The sequence below is a fragment of the Nocardia sp. CC227C genome (assembly GCF_030767025.1).
Classification (GTDB): Bacteria; Actinomycetota; Actinomycetes; order Mycobacteriales; family Mycobacteriaceae; genus Nocardia.
In genome coordinates, this window is the sequence record NZ_JASITE010000018.1 from 34,618 (window position 1) to 60,475 (window position 25,858).

Annotated in this window: 26 protein-coding genes; 18 read left to right on the top strand and 8 right to left on the bottom strand. The window is 69.9% G+C overall.

The window, feature by feature from the left end:
- Positions 1-26: 26 nt before the first annotated feature.
- A complete protein-coding gene (locus tag QMO76_RS29275) occupies positions 27-1,850 on the top strand; it encodes an MFS transporter (RefSeq protein WP_306364583.1) in 1,824 nt (607 codons plus the stop codon).
- A gap of 16 nt (positions 1,851-1,866) precedes the next feature.
- Positions 1,867-2,442, top strand: coding sequence for a DUF2771 domain-containing protein (locus QMO76_RS29280; protein ID WP_306364584.1), 576 nt, complete (start codon positions 1,867-1,869; stop codon positions 2,440-2,442).
- A 76-nt stretch (positions 2,443-2,518) separates the two neighbouring features.
- Here the strand turns inward: QMO76_RS29280 and QMO76_RS29285 are convergent, their stop codons facing one another.
- Complete coding sequence (locus QMO76_RS29285; RefSeq protein ID WP_029930919.1) at positions 2,519-2,938, bottom strand: cold-shock protein; 420 nt, start codon at positions 2,936-2,938, stop codon at positions 2,519-2,521.
- A gap of 179 nt (positions 2,939-3,117) precedes the next feature.
- Here QMO76_RS29285 and QMO76_RS29290 point away from each other — a divergent pair, with 179 nt between their 5' ends.
- The 4 genes from QMO76_RS29290 to QMO76_RS29305 all read left to right on the top strand — a co-directional run bounded on the left by QMO76_RS29290 (position 3,118) and on the right by QMO76_RS29305 (position 7,627).
- The gene (locus QMO76_RS29290) at positions 3,118-3,348 is read left to right on the top strand and encodes a hypothetical protein (protein WP_306364585.1); all 231 of its coding nucleotides are present in this window, start codon (positions 3,118-3,120) and stop codon (positions 3,346-3,348) included.
- Between the two features lie 422 nt (positions 3,349-3,770).
- A complete protein-coding gene (locus tag QMO76_RS29295) occupies positions 3,771-4,394 on the top strand; it encodes a transglycosylase family protein (RefSeq protein WP_306364586.1) in 624 nt (207 codons plus the stop codon).
- 206 nt (positions 4,395-4,600) lie between these two features.
- On the top strand, positions 4,601-4,789 hold the full coding sequence (locus QMO76_RS29300) for a hypothetical protein (protein ID WP_306364587.1): 189 nt from the start codon (positions 4,601-4,603) through the stop codon (positions 4,787-4,789).
- A gap of 564 nt (positions 4,790-5,353) precedes the next feature.
- The gene (locus QMO76_RS29305) at positions 5,354-7,627 is read left to right on the top strand and encodes a helicase-associated domain-containing protein (RefSeq protein WP_306364671.1); all 2,274 of its coding nucleotides are present in this window, start codon (positions 5,354-5,356) and stop codon (positions 7,625-7,627) included.
- Between the two features lie 86 nt (positions 7,628-7,713).
- Here the strand turns inward: QMO76_RS29305 and QMO76_RS29310 are convergent, their stop codons facing one another.
- Positions 7,714-8,193, bottom strand: a complete 480-nt coding sequence (locus QMO76_RS29310) for a hypothetical protein (RefSeq protein ID WP_306364588.1) — start codon at positions 8,191-8,193, stop codon at positions 7,714-7,716.
- 358 nt (positions 8,194-8,551) lie between these two features.
- The gene (locus QMO76_RS29315; RefSeq protein ID WP_306364589.1) at positions 8,552-10,156 is read right to left on the bottom strand and encodes a cellulase family glycosylhydrolase; all 1,605 of its coding nucleotides are present in this window, start codon (positions 10,154-10,156) and stop codon (positions 8,552-8,554) included.
- Between the two features lie 245 nt (positions 10,157-10,401).
- On the opposite strand from QMO76_RS29315, the gene QMO76_RS29320 reads away from it, so the two are divergent.
- From QMO76_RS29320 to QMO76_RS29340, 5 genes are all read left to right on the top strand, one after another.
- Complete coding sequence (locus tag QMO76_RS29320; protein ID WP_306364590.1) at positions 10,402-12,060, top strand: DNA repair helicase XPB; 1,659 nt, start codon at positions 10,402-10,404, stop codon at positions 12,058-12,060.
- A 43-nt stretch (positions 12,061-12,103) separates the two neighbouring features.
- Positions 12,104-12,778, top strand: a complete 675-nt coding sequence (locus QMO76_RS29325) for a DUF3239 domain-containing protein (protein WP_306364591.1) — start codon at positions 12,104-12,106, stop codon at positions 12,776-12,778.
- Between the two features lie 44 nt (positions 12,779-12,822).
- Entirely contained in the window at positions 12,823-13,461 is a 639-nt protein-coding gene (locus QMO76_RS29330) for a LysE family translocator (protein ID WP_306364592.1), read from the top strand.
- A 56-nt stretch (positions 13,462-13,517) separates the two neighbouring features.
- Positions 13,518-14,924, top strand: coding sequence for a M1 family metallopeptidase (locus tag QMO76_RS29335; protein WP_306364593.1), 1,407 nt, complete (start codon positions 13,518-13,520; stop codon positions 14,922-14,924).
- Positions 14,925-14,991: 67 nt separating this feature from the next.
- Positions 14,992-15,636, top strand: coding sequence for a LysE family translocator (locus QMO76_RS29340; RefSeq protein ID WP_306364594.1), 645 nt, complete (start codon positions 14,992-14,994; stop codon positions 15,634-15,636).
- Positions 15,637-15,662: 26 nt separating this feature from the next.
- Here QMO76_RS29340 and QMO76_RS29345 read toward each other — a convergent pair whose 3' ends face one another.
- Positions 15,663-16,838, bottom strand: a complete 1,176-nt coding sequence (locus QMO76_RS29345; RefSeq protein ID WP_306364595.1) for a pyridoxal phosphate-dependent aminotransferase — start codon at positions 16,836-16,838, stop codon at positions 15,663-15,665.
- Positions 16,839-17,012: 174 nt separating this feature from the next.
- Between QMO76_RS29345 and QMO76_RS29350 the strand changes: the two genes are divergently transcribed.
- Positions 17,013-17,279: a hypothetical protein gene (locus tag QMO76_RS29350; RefSeq protein ID WP_306364596.1), complete on the top strand. Its 267-nt coding sequence runs from the start codon at positions 17,013-17,015 to the stop codon at positions 17,277-17,279.
- A gap of 114 nt (positions 17,280-17,393) precedes the next feature.
- Here QMO76_RS29350 and sigJ read toward each other — a convergent pair whose 3' ends face one another.
- A complete protein-coding gene (gene sigJ / locus QMO76_RS29355) occupies positions 17,394-18,320 on the bottom strand; it encodes an RNA polymerase sigma factor SigJ (protein WP_306364597.1) in 927 nt (308 codons plus the stop codon).
- Between the two features lie 28 nt (positions 18,321-18,348).
- Between sigJ and QMO76_RS29360 the strand changes: the two genes are divergently transcribed.
- The 4 genes from QMO76_RS29360 (at position 18,349) to QMO76_RS29375 (ending at position 20,932) form a co-directional block, all read left to right on the top strand.
- A complete protein-coding gene (locus QMO76_RS29360; RefSeq protein ID WP_306364598.1) occupies positions 18,349-18,936 on the top strand; it encodes a GNAT family N-acetyltransferase in 588 nt (195 codons plus the stop codon).
- Between the two features lie 75 nt (positions 18,937-19,011).
- Positions 19,012-19,938, top strand: a complete 927-nt coding sequence (locus QMO76_RS29365) for a hypothetical protein (protein WP_306364599.1) — start codon at positions 19,012-19,014, stop codon at positions 19,936-19,938.
- Positions 19,938-20,345, top strand: a complete 408-nt coding sequence (locus tag QMO76_RS29370) for a VapC toxin family PIN domain ribonuclease (RefSeq protein WP_306364600.1) — start codon at positions 19,938-19,940, stop codon at positions 20,343-20,345. The genes QMO76_RS29365 and QMO76_RS29370 overlap by 1 nt, the downstream gene beginning before the upstream one ends.
- Before the next feature lie 53 nt (positions 20,346-20,398).
- Positions 20,399-20,932, top strand: a complete 534-nt coding sequence (locus QMO76_RS29375; RefSeq protein ID WP_306364601.1) for a trans-aconitate 2-methyltransferase — start codon at positions 20,399-20,401, stop codon at positions 20,930-20,932.
- Between the two features lie 77 nt (positions 20,933-21,009).
- Here QMO76_RS29375 and QMO76_RS29380 read toward each other — a convergent pair whose 3' ends face one another.
- From QMO76_RS29380 to QMO76_RS29390, 3 genes are all read right to left on the bottom strand, one after another.
- Positions 21,010-22,098 carry a 3-deoxy-7-phosphoheptulonate synthase gene (locus QMO76_RS29380; RefSeq protein ID WP_306364602.1) on the bottom strand — a complete coding sequence of 363 codons (1,089 nt, stop codon included), beginning with the start codon at positions 22,096-22,098 and terminating at the stop codon, positions 21,010-21,012.
- A 353-nt stretch (positions 22,099-22,451) separates the two neighbouring features.
- Entirely contained in the window at positions 22,452-23,780 is a 1,329-nt protein-coding gene (locus QMO76_RS29385; protein ID WP_306364603.1) for an FAD-binding oxidoreductase, read from the bottom strand.
- Positions 23,781-23,937: 157 nt separating this feature from the next.
- A complete protein-coding gene (locus QMO76_RS29390) occupies positions 23,938-24,819 on the bottom strand; it encodes an oxidoreductase (protein ID WP_306364604.1) in 882 nt (293 codons plus the stop codon).
- A 157-nt stretch (positions 24,820-24,976) separates the two neighbouring features.
- Here QMO76_RS29390 and QMO76_RS29395 point away from each other — a divergent pair, with 157 nt between their 5' ends.
- Together QMO76_RS29395 and QMO76_RS29400 are read left to right on the top strand one after the other, a co-directional pair.
- Positions 24,977-25,141, top strand: a complete 165-nt coding sequence (locus tag QMO76_RS29395) for a DUF5993 family protein (protein WP_306364605.1) — start codon at positions 24,977-24,979, stop codon at positions 25,139-25,141.
- Positions 25,135-25,794, top strand: coding sequence for a disulfide bond formation protein B (locus tag QMO76_RS29400; protein WP_306364606.1), 660 nt, complete (start codon positions 25,135-25,137; stop codon positions 25,792-25,794). Before QMO76_RS29395 ends, QMO76_RS29400 begins: the two co-directional genes overlap by 7 nt.
- The last annotated feature ends 64 nt before the right edge of the window (positions 25,795-25,858 follow it).

Below are 25,858 nucleotides of genomic sequence, written 5' to 3' on the forward strand. Positions count from 1 at the left end.
TCGGTGGACACTGCAAGAATTGGGGCGTGACATCTCCTCGTGACCCTGACGCCGAGTCCGGTCGGTGGAGGGACGAGGAGTACCCGCTCATCGATCGGCACCCCGGGTACGACCGCTATCCGCCGCCGAACACGCCCGCCCGCGCACCGCTGCCGGATGATCCCGACCTGCCGGAATTCCTGGCCCGCCGGACCGGACGGGCGCGGGCGCTGCCGCCGCGCGGTGTCCCCGTGCCGCCGGACGAGCCGCGCGGCGTCGGGCTGTCCCGGGACGGCCGCGAGCAGCGGGCACCGCGCACCCCGCGGCCGCTCGACGCCGAGCCGGTCACACCCGATTCCGGTGACCTGCCGCCGACCGCCCGGTTCGCCGCCACCGATCCGGAACATCCGGAACGCACCCGCGAGATCACCAGCCCGGGCCTGCGGAAGCCGCCGCGCAAGCTGACCGTCACCCGCGTCGCCGCGCGGCGCGGCATCGAGCTCACCAATCGCGGCTTCGCGACCTTCCAGCGCGCGGCGAAGGCCGACGGTGCGGAGGAATCGGGGCTCACCGCGCTCGTCTACGCCACCATGGCCAACTTCGCCACCGACGCCGCCATCGCGGTGGCGCTGGCGAATACGCTGTTCTTCGCCAGCGCCACCGCCGAGTCCAAGACGAAAGTGGCGCTGTACCTGCTCATCACGATCGCACCGTTCGCGGTGATCGCCCCGCTCATCGGCCCCATGCTGGACCGGCTGCAACGGGGCCGCCGGATCGCGCTGGCGAGTTCGTTCGCGGTCCGCGTCGTGGTGGCGGTGCTGTTGATCTTCAATTACGACACCTGGGCGCTGTATCCGCTGGCGCTGTGCATGATGATCCTCAGCAAATCGTTCTCGGTGCTGAAATCGGCGGTCACGCCCAGGGTGCTGCCACCGGGCATCGACCTGGTGCGCACCAACTCCCGCCTCACCGTCTTCGGCCTGGTGGGCGGCACGCTGGTGGCGGGCGGTGTCACCGGTCTGATCGCGTCGGTGCTGCACACCCCGGGAGCCCTGGTGTTCGCGGCCGTGCTGGCGGGGGCGGGGTGCTATCTGAGCCTGCGGATTCCGTCGTGGGTGGAGGTCACCGAGGGTGAGGTGCCCGCGACCCTCGGCTATCACGGCGGCGACGCCCGCACCGAGGTGCTCGACCCGAGCCAGGCGGCGAAGATCCAGCCCAGCAAGCGGCGGCAGCCGCTGGGCCGGGCGGTGGTGACCGGGCTCTGGGGCAACGGCACCATCCGCATCCTGACCGGATTCCTGACCTTCTACGTCGCGTTCGTCGCCAAGGCGACCGAACACCGGCCGGTGCAGCAGGCCGCCATGCTCGGTGTGGTCGGCGCGGCGGCCGCGGTCGGCAATTTCACCGGCAATGCCACCGGGGCCCGCATGAAACTGGGTCGTCCGTCGCTCATCGTGCTCAGCTGCACCATCGCCTGCGTGGCGGTCGCGGTGCTGGCGGCGATCCTCGGCAGTCTGATCGGCGCGGCGGTGGCGGCGCTGGTGGCGGCGGGGGCGAGCGCGCTGGCCAAGGTGTCGCTGGACGCCTCCATCCAGGACGATCTGCCGCCGGAGTCCATCGCCTCCGGTTTCGGCCGTTCGGAGACCGTGCTGCAACTGTCGTGGGTGCTGGGCGGTGCGGCGGGGGTGCTGCTGCCGACCGACTACTGGAAGGGTTTCCTGGTGGTCACGGCGATCATGGCGCTCGGTCTGGTGCAGACCGTGGTCAGCTACCGTGGTCATTCGCTGCTGCCCGGTTTGGGCGGCAACCGACCCCAGCACGCGAAACAGGAGACTTCCCGCACGCACGGCGCGGGGGAACCCGCCACATGACGGACAGGAAGCACCGGTGAGCAAACCGAACGCCCGCACGATCCTCGCTCTCGTCGCAGCGGCGCTGCTCGTATTCGTGGCCGCCGTCGCGACGGTGGTGGCGCTCGCGGTGCGCGCCGCCGATGAGCCGAAGCCCGCCATCACCGCCTACGCGCACGGCAAGGCCGTGACGGTCGAGCCCTTCATGTACTGCTCGGTGCAGATGGATGACTGCCTGGTGCTGCCCAAGGGCAACGAGGCGCAGTTGCCCCTCGAGCTGGACTGCCCCGCGGACTCCGACTGCCGCACCGGCGAATTCGCCGACCTGGAGGTGCCGAGCGGGTACCCGCTGCAGCTGTCGCTGCCCAAGTCGATCGCGGGGAGCCCGTGGGTGGCGGTGGCCTACTACGAATTGCCGGACGGGGCGATCATGCCGCAGCGGATCTCGCACCGCGATTTCGACGAGGGTACGGTCGCCATCACCATTCCGTCCGCCGAGCGACTGCCGCTGCTCGGCGTGGAGGTGCAGCTGCCGATCCTGGCCCGCGACACCAGCACCGGCGAGGAGGGCTACATCCCGCACGCCGCCTGGTCCATCCGCACCGCGGACTGACCGCCCGGACGAACTGTCCGCCAACGCAATCGGGCCCCGGTGAGCGAATGCTCATCGGGGCCCGTCGTTTCGGCCGTCAGTGGTCGAGTTCGCGGGCGACCCCGCGCACGACCTCGGCGATGCGCTGGGCCATCTTGCGATCGGGGTAGCGGCCGCGCTGGAGGTCGGGCTGCACCTTCATCTCCAGCAGCTTGATCATGTCCTCGACGAGACCGTGCAGTTCGTCGGGAGTCTTTCGGGGAGCGGCGGGTTCGGCATTGCGGCGCTCGCCGCGCCCCTGGCCGCGCACGGACGGGGTCTCCAGCAGTTTGAGGCTGAGAGCCTGGGGGCCGCGCCGGCCCGCCGCCATGCCGAATTCCACCCGCTGGCCGGGCTTGAGGGCCTCCACGCCCTCCGGCAGTGCGGACGACCGGACATAGACGTCCTCACCCTCATCCTGGGAAAGGAAGCCGAAGCCCTTTTCGACGTCGTACCACTTCACCTTGCCGGTCGGCACTGCGCTCACCCGTTCGTTGATCGGATGCCCGGCCTCCCGGGCACAACTCGTTGTCGGACCAAACGTCCGCAACCTATCCACTTGCGAAAGAACGCGCCCCACACAGGTATGAGGGACGCGAATGCTTCGAGTCTACCCCGGTGTGAATAGCCCGAGCACATCAGTTTTAAGGTCTCGAGGTGTCCGACACCTCCTCGAACCCGACCCCGCGCAGGTCCGGGACCTGGCTGCTGCGCACCGCGATCGTCCTGTTCGCCATTGGATTGCTGGCGATCGTGGGCATCTTCGGCTGGGCGATTCTCGCCGATTCGGAGCCGGGTCTCTGGCTCTATCTCCTCGCCATGTGCGCACCACTCGGATTTCTGTTCGGCGTGGTGTTCGCGCTGTGGTCGGGTCGGCGCGCGCGGTGACCCGTCGGGGGTATCCGCGGACACGCGGGTTGCCCATTCCGTTACCCGGCTACACATGTGATCTTAGTCACATAACAGGCCGATAACGACCCGGTGACAGGACCCTATCGGGCCAGACACGCCGTGACCACCAGCACATACGGGTGTGCGGAAGCCCTTGTGCCGGATCGCCACTCGATCAGACCCGCCGGTTACCAAATAGTGATTTTTCGCGGCGGTAGTCGTAGTGTCTGTCGCTAGCCGGGTCAGCCCGGCGCCACCGGCCCGCCGCACCGAACCTCACCCCGCGGGTACGGACCCCCACACGGAACCAGGGGTGAGGGCGAGGAACAGCGCGCACCAGCGCGCCGGGACGGACGACCTCTCAGTTCGCCCCCCGGTAGTCGGCCTCGCAGGAGCGTACGAGAGGAAACGACCCGAACATGAGTGGACGCCATCGCAAGCCGACCAACACCGGCCGCACCGTCGCCAAGGTCGCCGTCACCGGCGCCATGATCAGCGGCGCCGGAGTGGCCCTGGCGGGCAACGCCAGCGCGGCTCCCGACTCCGATTGGGATCGCCTCGCACAGTGTGAAGCAGGCGGCAACTGGTCGATCAACACCGGCAACGGGTACCACGGCGGCCTGCAGTTCTCGCCCAGCACGTGGCGCGCCCACGGCGGCGGCGAATTCGCCCCCAACGCCTACCAGGCCAGCCGCGAAGAGCAGATCGTCGTCGCCGAGCGCGTGCTCGCGAGCCAGGGCTGGGGCGCTTGGCCCTCCTGCTCCTCCAGCCTCGGGCTGAGCAGCGCTCCGACGCCGCGCAGCGCTCCGGCCGAGGAGACCCCGCGCTGGAACCCCGGCGTCGCGCCGCAGACCCAGGCCGCCGACAGCAGCCAGCAGGTCTTCCATGCCGTCGACCGCGCCTTCGAGGTCGCCCAGCAGAACGGCATCAACATCCCGCAGGAGGCGCGTGCCTTCGTCGACGCGGCCAAGAACGGCGGCGTCGAGCTCGACCCCGCGGTGGTGGACTTCTTCGAGGCGAACAAGAACCTGCTCCCGCAGTAATCCGTTCGCGCACGGCCGAGCCCCGCATCCACGGCGATGCGGGGCTTCGCCGTGCCGAGCGCACGCCCGATATCCCGGGAGCCGGGAGCCGCCGCGGTGGGCGACTCGCGCCACCGCACCCCTGTTTGCCGGAAGAGCGCCGTCCCCGCCGGAATATCCGGGTGCCGGGGCAGGCGGCCCCACCCTCCCCATGCCAGAATGAGCCCGTGGTGAACAAATCGAAGAAACCGTACGTCGACAATGGCTGGCCGGAAGTGGCGAGCGGTGAGCACGCCGTGACCGAACTGTCGTCGACGCGTTCCGGCAACCTCTCCCCTTACGGCGAGGACATCGAGTTTCCGCTTCCGGTCGATCAGCTGCCGTACGTGCACCCGCACACGGTCATCAACCGCTGACGACGCTTCACCCCATGCGGTTCGTGGCGCGGCACATCGCGCGGTGGCCGTCGCACCCCCGATTCGGCGCGACGGCCATCGAAACGTGCCCCACGACGCATACCGGTCAGCCGTCCCGCCACCGCGCCCCGCTGGTTCGCCGTGACCGATAGCGGCCCCGGCCACGCCGAGTTCGCCAACGGTGCACCGGCTTCCGAACCGTCCGGCGGCACCGCGCCGGACGCGGTCGGTGATGCCCCCGCAGCGCCATCGGCGGACGACAGCACGGCGACCGCGGCGACTGCGGCGAGCGGGACGACCGCGACCACCGCGACGAGCGGGGCGACCACGGCGAGCGGGACCACCGCGACGAGCGGGGCGACCACGGCGAGCGGAACGACCGCGACGAGCGGGACGACCACGGCGACCGCGACGGCCGAGACGAGCGGGTCGAGCAGCTCGGCGGCTGGAGGTGCGGGAGACGCCGACAGCCGGTCCGGAGCCACCGTCTCGGGGGCGAAAGGGGCCGCGCGCCGCGCGGCTACCGGCGCGAAGGGCCGCAAGGCCGCCGCCGAGGCCGCCTCGTTGACGGAGTGGCTGGCGGCTCGGGGGGACGACGAGTTGGTGGGGCTGTTGCAGCTGCGACCGGATCTGGCCGTGCCGCTGCCCGGTTCGATGGCCGTGCTGGCCGCGCGGACCGAACAGCGGGCCTCCGTACTGCGCGCCACCGACGAATTGGACACCCTCGATTTCGCGGTGATCGAGACTTTGGCGGTGCACGGAGCGGCCGACCCCCGCACACCCGTCGCCATGCCCAGAACACGCCTGCACGAGCTGTTGGGCGATCGGGTGGGCAAGAAGCTGATCAACGCCGCCGTGGACCGGCTGCGGGCGCGCGCCCTGGTCTGGGGCTCGGACAAGGCGCTGCGGCTCACCCCCGCCGCCCAGGAGGCGCTACCGTGGCCGCTGGGCAGCACCACGGAGATTCCCGACGCCCTCACCGCGACCGAGATCGCCGCCGCGCTGGGCGAACTCACCACCCAGGAACGGGCGCTGCTCGACAAGCTCGCCACCACCGGCCCCCGCGGGCGCACCCGCGACGCCGCGCCGGGCACGCCCGCCGACCGCCCGGTACAGCGACTGCTGGCGCGCCGACTGCTGAACTGGATCGACGCCGAGACCGTCGAACTGCCACCCATGGTCGGCCAGGTGCTGCGGCGCGAACCCACCACCGATCCGCACGCACTCACCCCGCCACAGCCCGCGACCACCAAACTCACCGCCGCCGATGTGAACGCGGCCGCCGCCGGCGAGGTCGGTGAATTGCTGCGCCACAGTGCCGAACTGCTGGAATCACTCGGGCGCACACCGGCTCCCGTGTTGCGCTCGGGTGGGCTGGGGGTGCGCGAGACGCGGCGCATCGCCAAGCAGACCGGTATCGACGACTCGCGCCTCGGCCTGCTCGCCGAGGTGCTCACGGCGGCCCGCCTGGTGGATCGCGGCAGTCCCGAGCCCGCGCCGGACAGCGACCTCGAGGACCACTGGGCCCCCACCACCACCGCCGACGCCTGGACCGCCGCCGCCCCCGCGAAACGCTGGGTGGTGCTCGCCCGCGCCTGGCTGGAGCTGGACCGCTTCCCGTGGATGATCGGCCTGCGCGACGCCAATGACAAACCGCTGGTCGCGCTTTCGGCGGACCTGCGCATCCTGCACGCGGTGCGCGACCGTCGCGCCATTCTCGACCTGCTCGGCGAGTTCCCCTCCGGCACCGCGGTACCGGCGGCCGAATTGGGCCGGGTGCTGGCCTGGCGGCAACCGCGCTGGCGGCGGCACTTCCGTACCGACGCGGTGGCGAACACCCTGGCCGAGGCGCAGGCGCTGGGCTTGGTCGCCCACGGCGCGCTCACCTCCGCCGGGCGGGCCCTGTTGCACGGCAACGAATCCGGTCCCGCCGATGCCGAGGCGGCCATGGCGGCGGCGCTGCCGAAACCGGTGGACCACATCCTGGTGCAGGCGGATCTGACGGTCATCGCCCCCGGGCCGCTCGTCCCGGAGTTGCAGGACCGCGTCTCGCTGGTCGCCGATGTCGAATCCGCCGGTGCCGCAACGGTGTACCGCATCAGCGACACCTCCGTGCGGCGCGCCCTGGACGCCGGGGCCACCGCCGCGGAACTGCACAATCTGTTCACCACGCACTCGCGCACCCCGGTCCCGCAGTCGCTGACCTATCTCATCGACGACGTGGCGCGCCGCCACGGCCGCCTGCGGGTCGGGATGGCGCAATCCTTCGTGCGCAGCGAGGATCCGGCGCTGCTGGCCGAGGTGCTGGCCGCCCCGGTGGCCGGGCAGCTGGCGCTGCGGGCCGTCGCGCCCACGGTGGCGATCTCCCAGGCGCCGCTGGGCGAGGTGCTGGAGCAATTGCGCGCGGCGGGTTTCAGCCCGGCCGGTGAGGATTCCTCCGGGGCCGTGGTCGATCTACGCCCGCGCGGCATCCGCATCGCCCCGCGGCCGAACGCGCGGCCGGTCTACCGCCCCAACCCGCCGAGCCTGGAGCAACTGCGCTCCCTGGTGGGCGAACTGCGCGCGGGAGAGCTCGCGGCACAGGCACGTTCGGGTCAGACGGTGCGTTCGGACGGCACCCGCACCAGCACCGCCGCCACCCTCGCCCTGCTGCAACTGGCCGCCCGGGTCCACCGCCCGGTGCACATCGGCTACGTGGACGCGCAGGGGGTGGCCACCCAGCGGGTGGTGGAGCCGGTCAAGGTGGGCGGCGGCCAACTCGACGCCCTGGACACGGTGACCGGCACCGTGCGCACCTTCACGCTGCACCGCATCGCCTCGGTCTCCCTGGTCGACTGAGCCTCGATGACCCTGGTCGACTGAGCGCCTGATACGCGATCGGCCCGTCGCTCCCGGAGATGCGACGGGCCGATCCGCTTCCCCGGTCAGCTCTGCGGGCTGCCCAGGCAGAAGGTCATCTTGGGATCCGGCACGATGCGGTAGCCGATGGCCGCGGTATCACAGAGGAACTCGTCGGTCTCTCCGTCGATGCGCTTGGTCACCTTGAACGACGCCTCCGGCGCGGAGCAGTCCACGCTCTTGTACCCGGTGGTGGGGCTCTCGTTGTAGCAGGCGCCCTCCTTGAAGTTGGGGGCCAGGCACAGGAATGCGGTGGTGCCGCCGTTCAGGGTCTCCTCGTAGGAGGTGTACTCCTCCTTGCACTCCGTCTTGGTGTCGTGGACGTCCATGACCTTGTAGACGGCCTTCTCGGAGGAGCAGTCGACCGGCTCCGTCTCGGAGTCGGCCGCGGACCCGGAGATGACATTGATGCAGTCACCGACCTGCGCTTTCGCGGTGTCGGACTTGCTGGCCTCTTCGAACATCGAGCATCCGGCCAGCGCGGCGACTGCCACGAGAGCCAACACGAGGCGCGCGATAAGCCTCGTTGGTGCGAACTTCACCTGCGAAAACCTTTCTCACCGAACCGTTCACGGCCGCCGTGAACGGCCTGAGGCTACCCGCAGGGGACCGGCGGCCGCATCAGTCCCGCGTTGGAGCGGCGGATCAGTAGTAGTACATCCCGCCGCCACGCATGCCCAGCAACGACAGGTTGAGGACCATGGGTAGGAAGTTGTTGAGCAATTGCAGGCTGAAGTAGTTCACAAGTGTTCCCTCTCAATTATCTGGGCACATGACCAGCTATGGGTCTCGCGCCCTTGTGTCGTGTCGAATCGCCGTCCTGTTACAGACCCGCCCGACCCGGGTTTCCGGGGCGGCGCAGTCTCAGCTCGACCCCGCGGAGCCGGTGGCCGCCGAGCCCGGGTCCGCCGACCCCGCATCACCCGAACCCGTTCCGGCGGAACCGGACTCGGACGAGCCGCCGCCCGCGGATCCGGTGCCGACGGGACCCTCCGGCACGGGCACGCCCGGCGAATCGGGCCGGTTGACGTACACCGAGACCGGCGTGCTCGCGGCGGCGCGCACCGTCACCACCCGCGCTCCCGGAGCCGAGGTGACCGTGCCGCCCTCCACCCGCACCCGGTACCCGTCCGGGTAATGCAGGTCCGACACGTAGATCTCGGTCGTCGCGGCGGCGGGGCCCGGGGTGTAGCGGTAGGCGAAGTCGCCGTCGGCGGGATCGAAGACCATCCGGCCGGGCACGCCCGCGGTGGCGCGGGGGTAGGTACGCACCAGCTCCCGGCCGAGATCGCCGTCGAAGGGGTCGGGGCGCGGGCCACCCGCCCCGAAGCGGGAGGAGTAGTGCCAGTACATCCAGCCGATGAAGCGATCGTCGGCGCGCACCAGCGTATTGCGCAGCACCGTGGCGTCACCGTCGCCGAACTCGGTCACCAGCGTGGGAATCCCGGTGCGGCGGGTGAAGGCGTCGATATTGCCCCAGGTCTTGTCCTGCTGCACCCCGCACAGCGCCCGCAGCCCCTCGGGCAGCCCCAGGTAGATGGCCAGCTGGCTGGGAATGCAGTAGTCGTGCGGCGCGAAGCCGATATCGGGCGCGGTGATGGGCGGATTCCTGCCCAGGTTGGTGGGCATGGTCTCGTTCCAGGTCACATTGGGTTCCCAGAAGACCATCAGATCGGCGGCGCGGGCGCGCACCGCATCGGTCAGCCGCTGCATGGCCGCCTGGTAGACGGCATCGAAGCCGGGACAGCCGTTGGGGAAGCAGGACAGGAACGCCGACCCGGGCCACGGCTCGTTCATGAGCTCGATCCCGAGCATGCCCGGCCGCCCCTCCAGCCGCGCGGCCAGCGCGCCGAGGGCGACGCCGAGCTGGTCCAGCACCCCATTGCTGTTGTGCCACACCTCATCCCAGCCGCGATTCATGCTCGGCATCAGGTAGTAGAGCGGGAAGCCCGGATTCGGCTCCAGCGCGCCGGGCCGAGACCGCAGCGACCATTCCGGAAAGCCGTTGCCGCCCCAGATCTTCGACAGTCCGTCCTGGTGATGGTCGATCAGGGTGTAGATGCCGTGCGCCGCGAGCGTGTCCACCACCGCGGCGACCCGGTCCAGGTAGGCGGTGTCGACGACGCCCCGGGTGGGCATGAGGCCGTCGAAGGCGACGCCGAGGCGGACCACGTTGAAGCCGTGCCGTGCGAGCAGTTCCGCGTCCTCGGCGGTGAGGGTGAAGCCGTCGCCGGGTTCGACGTAGGGGGGCTCCTTGTCCACATTGTTCACGCCGTGCAGCAGCACGGTGCGACCCGCGTCATCGACGAACCGGCCGTCCTCGACGTGGACGTCCGGCAGTACGGGCGGTGCGGCCGCCCCCGGAGCCGCCGCCGGCAGCCCCGCCCAGACCACCGCCGCGGCGAGGCCCGCCGCCCAGCGCCCGCGCCGTCGTCCGCGTGCGTTCTCCCCTGCTCCGACCCCGCGCATCGAATCACCCGCTGTCCGTCGATTCCGATTAGCTGGACGTATGTCCAAATGAGGTGTGATCTTAGCCATCGGAACTGGGGTCTTGCGGGCTTTCCGGCGAACGAACATCACCCGGTCACACCACGATTACCGGCGCGCCACCCGGCCGCGCGCGGGGAACACGCGCGCGGGGCCCGGCGCGGTGTCGGTGGCTTCGGGAAGAATGGTCGACGGCCCGGGTGGGCGGGCCCGATCCAGGAGGTGGCATGACCGACGGTCCATTGATCGTGCAGAGCGACAAGACGCTGCTGCTGGAGGTCGACCACGAGTCGGCCGACGCGGCGCGGCAGGCGATCGCGCCGTTCGCCGAACTCGAACGCGCGCCGGAGCATGTGCACACCTATCGGATCACGCCGCTGGCGCTGTGGAATGCGCGGGCGGCCGGACACGACGCCGAGCAGGTGGTGGACGCCCTCGTCAGCTATTCGCGCTACGCGGTGCCGCAGCCGCTGCTGGTGGACATCGTCGACACCATGGCCCGCTACGGGCGGCTGCAACTGGTGAAGCATCCGGCACACGGGCTCACACTGGTGTCGCTGGATCGCGCGGTGCTGGAAGAAGTGCTGCGGCACAAGAAGATCGCACCCATGCTCGGTGACCGCCTCGACGACGACACCGTGATCGTGCACCCCTCCGAACGCGGTCACATCAAGCAGGCGCTGCTGAAGATCGGCTGGCCCGCCGAGGACCTGGCCGGGTACGTCGACGGTGAGGCGCACGCCATCGACCTGGACTTCGAAACCGGCGGCTGGCACCTGCGCGACTACCAGGAGATGGCCGCCGACTCCTTCTGGGCGGGCGGTTCCGGCGTGGTGGTGCTGCCCTGCGGCGCGGGCAAGACCATGGTGGGCGCGGCGGCCATGGCCAAGGCCAAGGCGACCACCCTGATCCTGGTCACCAATACCGTGGCCGGACGGCAGTGGCGGCGCGAACTGCTGGCCCGCACCTCGCTCACCGAGGACGAGATCGGCGAGTACTCCGGCGAGCGCAAGGAGATCCGCCCGGTCACCATCGCCACGTACCAGGTGATCACCCGCAAGACCAAGGGCGAGTACCGCCACCTGGAACTCTTCGACAGCCGGGACTGGGGCCTGGTCATCTACGACGAGGTGCACCTACTGCCCGCGCCCGTCTTCCGCATGACCGCCGATCTGCAATCGCGGCGGCGACTGGGCCTGACCGCCACCCTGGTGCGCGAGGACGGCCGCGAAGGCGACGTCTTCTCCCTCATCGGCCCCAAGCGCTACGACGCGCCGTGGAAGGACATCGAGGCGCAGGGCTGGATCGCGCCCGCCGACTGCGTCGAGGTGCGGGTGACGCTCACCGATGCCGAGCGCATGGCCTACGCCACCGCCGAACCCGAGGAGCGCTACAAGCTGTGCTCCACCGCGCGCACCAAACTCGCCGTGGTGGAATCGATTCTGGCGCAGCACCACGACGCGCCGAGCCTGGTCATCGGGGCCTATCTGGATCAGCTCGAGGAACTGGGTGAGCATCTGAACGCACCCGTGATCCAGGGCTCCACCCGCACCAAGGAGCGGGAGGCGCTGTTCGAGTCGTTCCGGCAGGGCGAGATTCCGGTGCTGGTGGTCTCGAAGGTCGCCAATTTCTCCATCGATCTCCCGGAAGCGTCGGTGGCGGTGCAGGTTTCGGGCACCTTCGGATCGCGGCAGGAGGAGGCGCAACGGCTGGGCCGCCTGCTGCGGCCGAAACAGGACGGCGGGCAGGCGCACTTCTACTCGGTGGTCGCCCGGGACACCCTCGACGCCGAATACGCGGCGCACCGACAGCGTTTCCTCGCCGAGCAGGGGTATGCCTACCGCATCACGGATGCGGACGACCTGCTCGGTCCGGCGATAGGATAAAAATGGAGCGGCAGCCTCCATAAAAGGGCGGGAGGGAACCGACGTGCGACGGCGATTCGAATTCACGGTCGATCGTGAGCATGCCCGAACGGTCAACGAGGTCGCCGCCTACCTGCGGCGGATCCGGGTACTCGCCATCGCCGCGTCGATCGTGCTCGGCGTGGGAACCGGGTACCTCGTCTGGCTCGACCACCCGTGGTCGTACCTGCTCGCCGTCGCCTTCGCCCTGGGCGCGGCCACCGCGCTGTTCGTGGGGCTGTGGACCCCGCACCGCGCCCGCATCGACAAGCTCTACGCCACCGGCACCCTGGTCCCCGCGGTCGTCTCGGAGAGCACCGCCAAGGGCACCACCCTGCTGGCCCTGGTGGACCTGGCGAAGCCCACCGCCGACGGCCCGCGCTACGCGCTGGTCACCCGCACGGTACGCAGCCTGCCCGGCCACCGGGTCCGCGCCGGGGAGCGGGTGCCCTCGGTGACGGTGCGCATCGACCGCGCCCCCGCCTCCGTCGGCGAGCTGTGGCATGCGGTGACCATGATGCCCATCGCCTGGGGCACCCGGGATCTCGATATCATCGAGCGCGCCCGCACCACCATCCGCGAGGTGGAATGGCAGCTGCTCACCGACAATCTGGACTTGGCCGCCAAGGTGCGCCGGGTCGACGCCAAACGGCTGCTCATCGATCCACAGCAATTGCCGGACGAACTGCGCGGGACCTGATATTCCGTGGACCGGAGGTAGGTGCACGCGCATAGACTGGGCCGATGATCCCCGCTGCGAATCTGCTGGCCTTTCTCGTCGCGGCCACCGTTCTGATCGTAATCCCCGGTCCCGGTGTACTTTTCGTCATCGGACGCGCCCTCGTCGACGGTCGGCGGGCAGCCCTGCTCTCGGTGCTCGGCCATTCGGTCGGGGTGTTGCTCGTCCTGGTCTGCGTCGCCGCCGGGCTGGGCGCACTCGTCGCCGCGTCCGCGGTAGCGCTGACCGTCGTGAAGGTCGTCGGCGCGCTCTATCTGATGTACCTCGGCATTCAGGCCATCCGCGACCGCAAATCGCTGCGGGCGGCGCTGCGGGCCGACGTCGAACCCGCGCAGCGGAACAAGATGCTGCGACAGGCGTTCGTCGTCGGGGTGAGCAATCCCAAGGCCATCATCTTCTTCTCGGCGGTGTTGCCGCAGTTCGTCGATCCGGCGAGCGGGGCCATACCGCTGCAAATGCTGATTCTGGGCCTGGCCTTCCTGCTCATCGCCCTGGTCTCGGACAGCGCGTGGGCGTTGCTCGCCGGCACCGCGCGCAACTGGTTCGCGCGCTCGCCCAAGCGGCTGGAGGCGGTCGGCGGCGCGGGCGGCGTCATGATCTTCGGGCTGGGCGCGAGCGTGGCGGTGTCGGGCACCGGCCACTGATGCAGCGACGGCTAGCATCGGCTGATCGGCAAGGGATGCCGGAAAGGGGCGGCTCGGTGACCTCTCGCAGCTGGTGGCGGTACGCGGTGGCGGGTGTCGCGCTGGCGGCGGCCGCCGCCGCACCCGTGCAGGCGCAGTCGACCGATCCGCTGGTCGGCGCGCCCGGGCTCGGTGACCCCTACTATCCGATGGACGGCAATGGCGGCTACGACGCCGTCCATTACGACGTCGCGATCGACTACGACCCGCCCACCCGGCACCTGAACGGTTCGGCCCGGGTGAGCGCCCGCGCCACCCAGGCGCTGCGCACCTTCAATCTGGACTACGCCGGTCCGGAGGTGGCGAAGGTGTCGGTGAACGATCTGCCCGCCTGGTTCGAGCGCACCGACGAACACGAACTCGTCGTCACGCCGCTGCTGCCGCTGCTGCCCGGCCTGCCGTTCACGGTCGAGGTCGACTACGCGGGGCCGGTGGGCGAGGACGAGGGCTCCGGCTGGTACGTCTCCCCCAGCGGCGGCGCTTTCGTCGCGGGCGAACCGCATTCGGCCACCAGCTGGTATCCGCTCAACGACACCCCTACGGACAAGGCGACTTTCACGCTCACGGCCACGGTGCCGCAGGAGTGGGAGGTGATGTCCAACGGGGCCAAGACCATCGACACGGTGACCGACGGCCGCCGGACCACACGGTGGGAGTCGCGGCATCCGGTGATCGGCTACCTCACCACCGTCGCCATCGACCGCTTCGAATTCCTGGAGCAGCGCCGCGCCGACGGCACCCCGCTGCTGAGCGCCTTCGCACCGGATGCGTTGGACGCCAAGGAGAACGAGCTGCGGCTGCCGGAGATCCTGGACTTCGCCGAGGAGCTGTACGGGCCGTACCCCTTCGACGTGGCGGGCGGCATCTACGTCGACACCGAACTGGAATTCTCGCTCGAAACCCAGACCCGGCCCGTCTACGCGCCGTGGACGGATCTGCGGACCGTGGTGCACGAGATCGCCCACCAGTGGTGGGGCGATTCCATGTCGGTGCGGCAGTGGTCGGATATCTGCCTGAACGAATGCTTCGCCAGCTACACCGCCGACTATCTGTGGCCGGAGCGCAAGGAGGGCAAGGACGTCGACGCGGAGTACCGCGAGACCGTGGCCGAGTTCTACGACAATCCCAAGTTCTGGCGGATCACGCTCCAGGATCCGGGCGTCGGAAACGAGTTCACCTCCGTCTACTACCGCGGCCCGCTGTTCCTGCACGCACTGCGCCGCACCCTCGGTGATGACGTGTTCTTCCCCGCCCTCCGGGATTTCGTGACCGGGCACGCCTACGGCAACGCGTCCATGCCGGAGTTCCGCGCATTCGTGCAGTCCCGCGCCCCCGGCGACCTGACCGAGTTCTTCGCCGCCTGGCTGGACCGCGAGGGGCCGCCCGCGGACGAGTATCTGTATCCGGGCACGCTGCGCTCGTGATCGGCAGGGCCAGTGCTTGCCGACTGGCCCGCGACAGCATGCTCCCGGTAGCGGAAATATCGACCGCATGATCGAGGCGACGGCGATACTGGGCGTAGCGGCCGCGGCACTGGGGTTGGTGCTCACTCCGGGGCCGAACATGATGTATCTGGTTTCCCGCACGGTGTCGCAGGGGCGGCGGGCCGGATTCGTCTCACTGGCGGGCGTCGCGGTGGGCTTCGCGTTCTACCTGGGTGCGGCGACGGCCGGAATCACGGCGGTGTTCGCGGTGGTGCCCGGCCTGTACCTGACGATCAAGTTCGCCGGGGCCGCCTATCTGGCCTGGCTGGCCTGGAAGATCCTGCGCCCCGGCGGTGTCTCGGCCTTCACCCCCGATGCGCTGCCCGCCGATCCGACGCGGCGGCTGTTCGCCATGGGGTTGGTGACCAATCTGCTCAATCCCAAGATCGCGATCATGTACATGGCGCTGATCCCGCAGTTCGTGACGCCCGAGCACGGTCAGGTGTGGTTGCAGAGCCTGTGCCTGGGGGCGGTGCAGATCGCTATCGCTTTGACCGTCAACGGCCTCATCGTGCTGGGCGCGGGCGCGGTCGCGAGCTTCCTGAGCGGGCGGCCGCTGTGGCAGCGGGCGCAGCGGTGGGTGACCGGGACGATGCTGGGTGCGATGGCGGCGCTGCTCGCCGCCGATCGGGCGCGGCCGGTACCGGCCTGACCGAGCCGGCCACACCCGCCACCGGATCAGCCCACCTGGATCCCGGCGCGCAGCCGCCGCACCCCCTCCGCCAGGGTCTCGTCCCGCTTGCAGAAGGCGAAGCGCACCAGATGGTTCCAGGCGGCGCGATCGTCGGCGAACACGCTCACCGGAACGGCGACCACCCCGAGGCGCTCGGGCAGCTCGCGGCAGAAGGCCAGGGCGTCGCTCGCGCCCAGCGGGGTGATGTCGGCACAGACGAAATATGTTCCGTCACTGCGCTTCACCTCGAACCCGGCCTCGGCCAGCGCCGATGCGAGCCGAAGCCGCTTGTCCGCCAGGGATTCCCGCAGGTCGGCCACCCAGCGCTGTTCGTGCTCGATGGCGTGCGCGACGGCGGGCTGGAAGGGACCGCCGCCGACGAAGGTGAGGAACTGCTTGGCGGCCAGCACGCCGTCCAGCAGCGGGGCGGGGGCGCAGGCCCAGCCGATCTTCCAGCCGGTGACACTGAAAGTCTTGGCGGCGCTGGAGATCACGACCGTGCGCTCGAACATTCCGGGCAGGGTGGACAGGCTGATGTGCTCGTGCCCGTCGAAGGCCAGATGCTCGTACGCCTCGTCCGCCATGACGATGAGGTCGTGTTCGATGGCGAGTTCGGCGATGGCGGTGAGATCCTCGTGGCCGAGCACCGTCCCGGTCGGATTGTGCGGCGAATTCACCAGCAGCATACGAGTTTCGGGAGTGATGGCGGCGCGCAGACTGTCCAGGTCCAGGGCGAAGCCGTCGCCGTCGGGAACCAGCCGGGCGGTGCGGCGCTCGGCACCGGCCAGCGCGACGGCGGCGGCGTAGGAGTCGTAGTAGGGCTCGATGAGCACCACCTCGCGGCCCGGCTCCACCAGGCCGAGGATGGTGGCGGCAATGGCCTCGGTGGCGCCGACGGTGACCAGCACCTGGCTGTCGGGATCGTAGGAGGTGCCGTAGCGGCGGGCGCGGTCGGCGGCGATGGCCCGGCGCAGCACGGGCATGCCCCGGCCCGGCGGGTACTGGTTGAGTCCGTCGGCGATGCACTGCCGCGCCACCTCGAGCATGCCGACGGGACCGTCGCTGTCCGGGAACCCCTGGCCGAGATTGATCGCGCCGTGGCGAGCGGCGAGTTCGGTCATCTCGGCGAAGATGGTGGCCCCGAAGGGGCGGAGGCGTTCGACGGTGGGCACGTAGGGCATGTCCGGAGAGTAGCCCACCGGGCCAAACAGTTGCGAAGCAATAGCGAATGCCTATGTTTCACTGTTGAAATATCTTGCCTACCAGTGTGATTGTGCATTGACCCAATGGCGGCTAGCCTCCCCGTGTTCCATCTCACACCCACCCTCACCGGTGGATCAACGAAAGGGGCGCACATGGCCTCCTTCATCGACCTGCTGTTACACCCCGTCGCGGTCGTCGATCATGCCCACCACATCGCCAACCAGCTCATCGGCTGGGCCACCGGGTCGACCACCCCGGACTGGAGCACCGGATCGAGCTTCCCACCCTCGGGCTCCGGAGGGGACTCGGGCTCCGGCACCGGTTCCGGGATCGGCAACTGCACGCCCACCGGATCGGTGAGCCTGTCCGGCGGCGTCGAATGCGAGAGCGGTTCCGCGGTGCGGACACCGCCGAACTGATCGAATCCGGTGTGCGGCAAGACCGTCGGGGGTGTGCCGCCCACCCGGATGTGGACGGCGCGGTCGCGGGCATTCGCGACCGCGCCGTCGCGCTCGCCCGGCTCGGCGCCCGCCTCAGCGCGACAGGCGAATGCCGGACAGCTTGGCCGGATTCGCGAGATCGTAGATGCCCCAGATCTTTCCGTCCGCCACCGTGAAGCCGTACACCCGGCGCGGATTGCCCGGATGGTTCTCCCCCGGCTCCCGCTCGTGCACCAGCACACCCAGCTGGCCGTTGACGAGCACCGGCTCGAACAGGCCCGCGGCGAGGTTGGCGGGGTCGTCGAATCCCAGTTTGCGGCGCAGTCCCAGGAACAGGCGGGCGACCCTGTCCGCACCGGTGACCACGTTGATGGCGGTGGCGGTGGTGCCGCCCGCGTCGCCGATGGTGCGGGCCTCCGGATGCAGCACCGCCACCACCCGGTCCAGGTCCCCGGAGTACATGGCCTCGATGAGCCGCTGCACGGCGGCCTCGTGCTCGGGATCGGGAACCGGCTCCGGGCCGCGCGCCGCCGCCTTGCGCGCCCGGGCGGCGAGCTGCCGGGCGGCGTCGGTGGAAATGTCCAGGATATCGGCGATTTCGTCGAACGGCACCGAGAAAGCATCGTGCAGAACGAAAGCCACGCGCTGCGGCGGAGTGAGATTGTCCAGCACGATCATCGCCGCGAGGCGGGCATCCTGCTTGCGGACCACCGCGGCCAGCGGATCGGGGGTGCTGGAGGGGCTCGGCGCGGTCACGACCGGCTCCGGCAGCCATTGGCCCACATAGGTTTCCCGGCGCACGGCGGCACTGCGCAGGCGGTCCAGGCAGATGCGGCTCACCACGGTGGTGAGCCAGGCACGTAGATCCTCGATCTCGTACTGGGGTGTGGTGGCCAGGCGCAGCCAGCTCTCCTGCACCGCATCCTCGGCGTCGGTGACACTGCCGGTCAGCCGATAGGCCACCGCGAGCAGGTGCGATCGATGGGATTCGAACAAATCGGCGAGCAGTGCGGCAACCACCGTGGTGATCCTATGCCAGCATGAGGCGATGGACCCGAGCACCCTGTCGAACGGAACGGTCTGGCTCACGCCGCCCACGGTGTACGACATCGACGCCATCACCGCCTGCTGCCAGGAGCCGTCCATCGGGGAATGGACCACCATGCCGGTGCCCTACCTGCGCGAGCACGCCGAGGGCTTCGTGACCGACATCGTGATTCCCGGATGGGCCGCGCGCAGCCCCACCTGGGCGGTGCGGACGGCGGCGGACGGGCCGGTGGTGGGCATGATCGGCCTGCACCCCACCATCCGCGCGCAGGACGAGACCGCCGAGATCGGCTACTGGCTCTGCCCCGCCGCCCGCGGTCGCGGACTCATGACCCAGGCCGTCGACCTGGTCTGCACCGCCGCCTTCGCCCCGGGGCCGTTCGGCTACGGCCGCCTCGAATGGCGGGCGATGGTCGGCAATCACCCGTCCGCCGCCGTGGTCCGCCGCACCGGCTTCCGCTACGAGGGCATCCTGCGCGGCGGCATGGTCCAGCGCGGCGTGCGGCGCGATATCTGGATCGCGGGCCGCCTCGCCACCGACCCACCCGGCCCGGCCCCGGCCTGGCCCGCCGAATTCGACCGGGGCTGAACCGGGCGCACCTCCGGAGAACGGACCGGTTGGATGTGGCCGCGATCTCGGGAAGCCGCTCTTAGGCTGGGGGTTATGACGCTCGAGGAGGTAGCGGGCGAGCTGTACGGCGTCGCCCCGGCAGGGTTCATCGCGGCGCGGGACGAGTGGGTGCGGCGGGCCCGCGAAGGCGGGGACCGCGAGCTGGCCGCGGCCATCGGCAAGCTGCGGCGGCCGACGGTGGCGGCCTGGGCGGTGAATGTGCTGGCTCGGGAGGCTGCCGACGAGGTGGCGGCGCTGTTGGCCGTCGGGGATTCGCTGCGGGAGGCGCAGCGGAAACTGTCGGGCGATGCGCTGCGGTCACTCACCACCGAGCGCCAGCGGGTGGTGAACGCGCTGACCAAGAAGTCCGGCGAACTGGCGGCCGCCCACGACCAGAAGTTGAGCGAGGCGACCCTCCGCGAGATCGGCCAGACCCTGCACGCCGCCCTCGCCGACCCCGACGTGGCGGAAGCGGTCCGCACCGGCACCCTCGCCACCGCCGCCAGCTACGCAGGCTTCGGCCCCGCCACCCTCGCCGCCGTCCCCACACCTGAATCCCCCTCCGCAACGGCCACCGTCCCCGGCACTGGCACCGGCACCGGCACCGGCACGGATTCGACCCGTACTCACGCCGATGACGGCGCTGCGCACCCGATGACGGGCGGAGCGGCGCAACGCGACCGGGCGGGCACGGCCGGAGAACTCGCGAGCACGGCCGCCGACGCCCTCGCCGCACTCGAATCCGCCCGCGCCGCCCGCGATACCGCGCAGGCGGAGCGCGACCGCGTCGCCGCCGACCTGACCGCCGTCGAGGACCGCATCGCCGCCCTGCGCGCCGACCTCTCGCACGCCGAATCCGAACGCCGCGTCACCGTGGCCGCCAACCGCACCGCCCAGGAAGCCCTCAACAAGGCCCAACGCCACCTCGACCACGTCGAACGCTGGGCCGAGAAGGCCCGGGCACGCCTGTCGTCCCATTGATGGCCGATCAAGATGATCATCGATCAGCAGCTTCGGTCATGGAGAGCGAAACGCTGGTGATCTCACCGCTCGTACTGACCGAGTTGGATCACCTCGTGCATCGAGATCTCGGCTTCCCGGCCGCGATGCAAGTAGTCGATGCTCTCATGGGCCGCATGCTCGACGGCCGCTATCGACTTGCCGAATTGAAGCATGTCGATCTGGCTGCGGCACAGGAGATTCGAGGCAAGTACGTTCGAGGCAAGTACGAGGGGCTTCACCTCGACTTGGCGGACGCCGTCGGTGTCGTCCTCGCCGATCGTTTTCGAACCGACGCTATCTTCACACTGGACCAGCGAGGCTTTCGAGCGATCACCCCGCTCACACCCGGAATCGAACATTTTCGGATCCTTCCGGCCGATCTGTGACTGTCACGGGCGAGGTCAGCACAAACCCGGGGCCGCCCGCGTAGATTGCGGATATGGCGGGCACGGCGCGGTTCGAGTGGATTGTCGGGATCATGGGGATCCGGGCGGAGGACCGGATTCTGGAGGTGGGCGCGGGGTCCAGTCCGTCGGTCGCCTATCTGGCGGCACCGTTGACAACGGGTCGCGTCGTGGCCATCGACCGCTCCGCCACCGCCATCGCACGTTCGGCGAAAAAGCATGCGGCACTGGTCGAGTCGGGGCGGGTGCGGCTGCTTCAGGTCGCCTTGGAGGACCTGCGGCCCGAGGATGTTCGCGAGAACGGCACCGGTTTCGACAAGATCCTCGCGGTCAATGTGAACCTCTTCTGGACCAGGGATCCGACGCCGGAGCTCGCCACCATCCGCGAGCTGCTCGATCCGGGCGGCGCCCTGTACCTGATGTACGGCTACGGTGACCCCGGAGCCGATACCGCGAGCAGCCCGAAACCCTTGCCGGGCAGGCTGTCCGAGCACCTGAGGGGCGCGGGATTCGATATCCGAACCCGCGCCTCAGGCGATCTCCTCGGTATTGCCGCCACCCCGGTATAGGGGACGTGGCCGCGCTGCGGGATTCAGCCGCGCCGCGCGGCTGTACTGATTCAGCCGCGCCGCGCGGCTGTACTGATTCAGCCGCGCCGCGCGGCGACGGCCTCGGCCAGCCGGTCGAGCTGCGCGGCGGTGGTGTCCCAGTCCAGGCAGGCGTCGGTGATGGACTGTCCGTAGGCCAGCTCGTCGGCGCGGCCGAGGGTGAGGTCCTGGCGACCGGCGAGGATGAAGCTCTCCATCATGACGCCGACCGTGCTGGTCTCCCCCGCCGCGATGCGCCCGGCGATATCGGTGACCACGTCGACCTGCCGGTTGTGGTCCTTGTTGCTGTTGCCGTGGCTGGCGTCGATCACCACACGCTGCGGCAGCGACGACTTCTCCAGGCGCAGGCACGCCTCGGCCACCGAGGCCGCGTCGTAGTTGGTGCCATTGCTGCCGCCGCGCAGGATGACGTGGCAGTCCGGGTTGCCCGCGGTGCGGATGAGCGCCGAACGCCCCTCCAGATCGGTGCCGGGGAACACGTGGCTGGCGGCGGCGGCCCGCACACCGTCCACGGCCACCTGCACATCGCCGTCGGTGCCGTTCTTGATGCCGACCGGCATGGACAGCGCGCTGGAGAGCTGACGGTGCACCTGGCTGGCAGCGGTGCGCGCGCCGATCGCGCCGTAGGCGACCAGGTCCGCGATGTACTGCGGGGTAATGGGGTCGAGGAATTCGCAGGCCACCGGCAGTCCGAGCGCCGTGATGTCGACCAGCAGGCGACGGCCCAGATCCAGCCCGGTGTTGATGTCGAAGGTGCCGTCCAGGTGCGGGTCGTTGATCAGGCCCTTCCAGCCCAGGGTGGTGCGCGGCTTCTCGAAGTAGACGCGCATCACGATGTGCAGCCGATCCCCGAGCTCGGCGGCCTTGGCCGCCAACCGGCGCGCGTAGTCGAGGGCGGCGTCGGGATCGTGCACCGAACACGGGCCGACAATGACCATCAGCCGGTCGTCGTCGCCACGCAGCACGTCGACGGTGGCCTTGCGGCCCGCGCGCACGGTATCGGCGAGCGCGTCGTCGATGGGGTGGGTGCGACGGATGTCGGCGGGCGAGCGAAGGGGGCTCACGCTGAGGGTGCGCTGATCGTCCAGATCGGCATGCCTGGAGTCGATGGCGGCGGCGAGAGTCATGATTCGTGGGTTCCTTTTCTCAGGCCGACCCACGGAGATTCACGATGAGATTCCCTCGGAGCCGGTCTGTGTTCATCCGGCTCGGGGTGGGAGGAAGTCAGCGCTGGTACACGCCGCTCGGCCCACCCGGGGCCGGCTGGCTAAACCAGAAATACACGCGCTGCATGGCGGCGACAGTACCAGAAGCCACGGAAAATGCGTGTGGCCGCCGACACATTCACGATAGGCATCTCACTATCCGGGATGGCGTTCCATTGACCGAACCAGCCTATCGAGCGTCCGCGAACGCCGCGCGAACGCGGAACGGCCCGGCGCGGAACAGTTCCCGCACCGGGCCGCGCCGGGTCCTCGAGTCAGCCGAGCACCGGGAAGTTGGCGCGGATCACACCCTGCGGATCACGATCCCGCTTGACCGCCCGCAGCCGTGCCAGGGTGGCGTCGTCGAAGGCCGCCGCCGCGGTGTCGGCCGCACCGAGGAAGGTGTAGGGCTTGTGTCCGGGCGCGTGCTCGCCGAGGGCGTCCACCACCGCCCGCAGCTTCGCCGACACGGCCGCACGCAGTTGCGGCAGACCCAGCCCCAGCAGGTAGAGCAGGTACGGCTCCGCGACGGGCCCCCGCGCCGCGCCCGCCGGATTCGCGGTCGCCAGCGCCCCGCCGAGGTGGCGGACCTGAATGTTCAGCAGTGGCGTGACCGGTTCGCGCACCAGGATCTTGGTGACCTCGTGCCCGAGATCGGTGAGCAGTTCGGCGTGCGAGAGCGCCGGACTGGGGTCGGTGGGCTCGGCGGTGATCTCACCGACGCGGTCCACCGGGAGCAGGCCGCGATTGTCGGATACGGCGCCGCCCAGCCGGTCGACGACGGCCACCAGTTCCCGCCCCTCCTCGACCGCACCCAGGTAGGCGAGATCCAGGCCGACCAGCTCCGGTGAGCCGGGGATCTGCACCCGCTGGAACCACACCGACAGTGCGTCGGGCGCGTCGGCGGTGAGCTTCTGGAAGGTCTCCCACACCTGCTCGGTGCGCTCACCCGGGAACAGCACCCGGCCGCCGTACACGGCAGGCACCGGGAACAGCTCGAATTCGATCCCCGTCACCACCGCGAAATCGCCGCCGCCCCCGCGCAGCGCCCAGAACAGTTCCGAATCGCTGTCCGCGGTGATCCGCGCCGGGCGACCGTCGGCCGCCACGATCTCGAAGGCGCGCACCGCGTCCGAGGCCCAGCCGTACCTGCGGGCGAACCAGCCCGCGCCGCCGCCCAGGGTGTAACCGGTCACGCCCACCACCGGATTGCTGCCCGCCAGCCCCGTGAGCCCGTGCGCGGCAGCGGCTTTCTGGATCGCACCCCACCGTGCCCCGGAGCCGACCCGGGCGACCCGCGCCTCGGCGTCGATCTCGATGCCGTCGAATCGGCCGGTGCGCACCAGGATGGCCCCGTCGACATCGCCGGTCGCGCCGTGCCCGGTCGGCTGCGTCACCACCGGCACCCCCGCGGCCCGGGCCGCGGCCAGCACCGCGGCGATGTCGTCGGCGTCCGCGACGGTGACCACCGCGCCCACCCGCTGGGTGACGGCGACATTCCACGGCTGCGCCGCCGAGTCGAAGCCGGCGTCCCCGGGAAGCAGCACATCGCCCCGGACGGACCGCCGCAGCTGCTCGAAAGTCCGCAGGTTCTCGAAGGTCATTGCAACTACCTACTTTCCACCGCAAGGTGACTACCGCCGCGTTGTCGCGTTCACAGAGATGACGGAACCGGCGCGCGGAGTGTGACCGCGAGTGGCGTCGATCACGATCAGGGCCGTGTCCCGATGCGGACACGGCCCGTCGATATCGATCCGTTGGCTACTTCCGCCCGAACGGATAGGTGACCTTGGTGAGCTGTTCGGACAGCTCCCAGAGGCGACGGGCGGTCATCTCGTCGCGGGAGGCGGAGGAGGATCCGGAGCGCACCGGGTGTCCGCGCATGCCGCGCAGGCCGCCGGGGCCGTAGAACGCGCCCGGCTCCACCTGCGCGGTGGCGGCGTACAGCGTCGGCAGCGCACCCATTTCGGCGCTCTGCGCGAACAGCCGGTTGCCGATGGACATCATGAAGTCCTGGAAGGATTCGGTGTGCGACTGGAGTTCGGTCGCGGCGTAACCGGGATGGGCGGCCAGCGACAGCTTCGGGGATCCGGCGGCGGCCAGCCGGCGTTGCAGTTCGTAGGCGAACATGAGATTGGCCAGCTTGGACTGCCCATAGGCGGCCCAGCGCTGATAGCGGCGGCGCTCCCAGTTCGGATCCGCCAGGTCGATGCGCCCGATGGCGTGCGCGCCGCTGGACACGGTGACCACCCGCTCGCGAATCTTGTCCAGCAGCAGCCCGGTGAGCGCGAAATGGCCGAGATGATTGGTGCCGAGCTGCATTTCGAAGCCGTCGGCGGTGCGTCGCATCGGCACCGCCATGATCCCGGCATTGTTGATCAGCACATCGGCGGATTCGATGCCGTCGGCGAAATCGCGAATCGAGGCCAGGTCGGCGAGATCGAGACGGCGCACCTGCGCGCGCTCCCCCATCTCGGCGGCCACGGCATGCGCCTTGACCTCATTGCGGCAGGCCATGATCACCCGTGCGCCCGCACCCGTCAGCGCCCGCGTGGTCGCGGCGCCCAGGCCGCTGTTCGCGCCGGTGACGATGTAGGTACGCCCGGTCAGATCGGGGATGTCGCCGATGTCCCAACCACTCACCCGCACGAGTCTAGGTGCGGGGGCGTGTCGGCGCGGGGTGTCGGCGAACGCGCTCGGATGCCAGCCGTTCGCCGGACCACGCCGGCGACGGGACCGAGCGGCGTGTCAGAGCCGCGGTTGACCGGCCACCACCAGGTCACGCAGTAGCGTCCGCCACATGGACACGATCATTTGGGCCGGTTTGCTGGTCGTATTGGTCATGATCTATCAACAGCGATCCCGCCGCCTGGTGCTGGCGGCCTGGTGGATCGCGTTCCTGGCGACCGGTCTGCTGCTGAAGCACCACATCACCAGCGGACTCGGCTTGGGGCTGACATGGTGACGCCCACGACGCTCGGCAGCCGCACCGTCGACAGCGGGCGGCTCGGTCTGGTGCAGTACTGGCTCGCCGTCATCTTCGTGGTCGGCTGGACCGGTGTGGTCTGCGGCGGACTGGCCGTGCAGTTCGGCACCTGGGACTATCCGTGCCCGCTGTGCATGGTGCAGCGCGATTTCATGACCCTCGCCGCACTGGGCGGGGCCTACATCGTGGCGAAGGGGCTGCGCGGCACCATCACCCGGCGCGACTACATGACCGGCTGGGGGCTGGCGGTGGTCGGCTGCTTCGGCGGCGGCTTCGCCGCGTGGCGGCAGACCATGCTGCACATCCTGCCGGGCGACCCGGGATACGGCGGCACGGTGCTCGGACTGCACCTCTACGTGTGGGCGCTGATCCTGTTCGTCGCCGCCATCGCCACCATCGGCGTGGTGCTGACCTTCGCCCACGCGACCGCGGGCACGTCCGTGCCGACCGGCGGTGCGGCCGCGCGCATCGGCAGGCTCGCGCTGTGGTTCTGCGGGCTGGTGATCGTGGTCAACCTGGTGGCGGTCTTCCTGTTGGAGGGCCTGCACTGGTACCTGCCCGACAATCCGTCGTGCTACCGGTTCTTCCACGACATCGGGGTCATAGACGGAGCCTGCCCGGTCATCGAGTAGTCCGCCTCGGTTCACGAATGCCGCTGGCCCGCACCGATTTCGGTGCGGGCCAGCGTTCGTTCCA

Bases quoted from the DNA above. Each gene is read 5' to 3' on its own strand.
- QMO76_RS29365 (WP_306364599.1), top strand. From the start codon at position 19,012: ATGACGCTCGAGGAGGTAGCGGGCGAGCTGTACGGCGTCGCCCCGGCA.
- QMO76_RS29395 (WP_306364605.1), top strand. From the start codon at position 24,977: ATGGACACGATCATTTGGGCCGGTTTGCTGGTCGTATTGGTCATGATC.
- QMO76_RS29350 (WP_306364596.1), top strand. From the start codon at position 17,013: ATGGCCTCCTTCATCGACCTGCTGTTACACCCCGTCGCGGTCGTCGAT.
- QMO76_RS29400 (WP_306364606.1), top strand. From the start codon at position 25,135: ATGGTGACGCCCACGACGCTCGGCAGCCGCACCGTCGACAGCGGGCGG.
- QMO76_RS29380 (WP_306364602.1), bottom strand. From the start codon at position 22,098: ATGACTCTCGCCGCCGCCATCGACTCCAGGCATGCCGATCTGGACGAT.
- QMO76_RS29345 (WP_306364595.1), bottom strand. From the start codon at position 16,838: ATGCCCTACGTGCCCACCGTCGAACGCCTCCGCCCCTTCGGGGCCACC.
- QMO76_RS29360 (WP_306364598.1), top strand. From the start codon at position 18,349: ATGGACCCGAGCACCCTGTCGAACGGAACGGTCTGGCTCACGCCGCCC.
- QMO76_RS29340 (WP_306364594.1), top strand. From the start codon at position 14,992: ATGATCGAGGCGACGGCGATACTGGGCGTAGCGGCCGCGGCACTGGGG.
- QMO76_RS29370 (WP_306364600.1), top strand. From the start codon at position 19,938: ATGGCCGATCAAGATGATCATCGATCAGCAGCTTCGGTCATGGAGAGC.
- QMO76_RS29375 (WP_306364601.1), top strand. From the start codon at position 20,399: ATGGCGGGCACGGCGCGGTTCGAGTGGATTGTCGGGATCATGGGGATC.
- QMO76_RS29330 (WP_306364592.1), top strand. From the start codon at position 12,823: ATGATCCCCGCTGCGAATCTGCTGGCCTTTCTCGTCGCGGCCACCGTT.
- QMO76_RS29295 (WP_306364586.1), top strand. From the start codon at position 3,771: ATGAGTGGACGCCATCGCAAGCCGACCAACACCGGCCGCACCGTCGCC.
- QMO76_RS29315 (WP_306364589.1), bottom strand. From the start codon at position 10,156: ATGCGCGGGGTCGGAGCAGGGGAGAACGCACGCGGACGACGGCGCGGG.
- QMO76_RS29385 (WP_306364603.1), bottom strand. From the start codon at position 23,780: ATGACCTTCGAGAACCTGCGGACTTTCGAGCAGCTGCGGCGGTCCGTC.
- QMO76_RS29320 (WP_306364590.1), top strand. From the start codon at position 10,402: ATGACCGACGGTCCATTGATCGTGCAGAGCGACAAGACGCTGCTGCTG.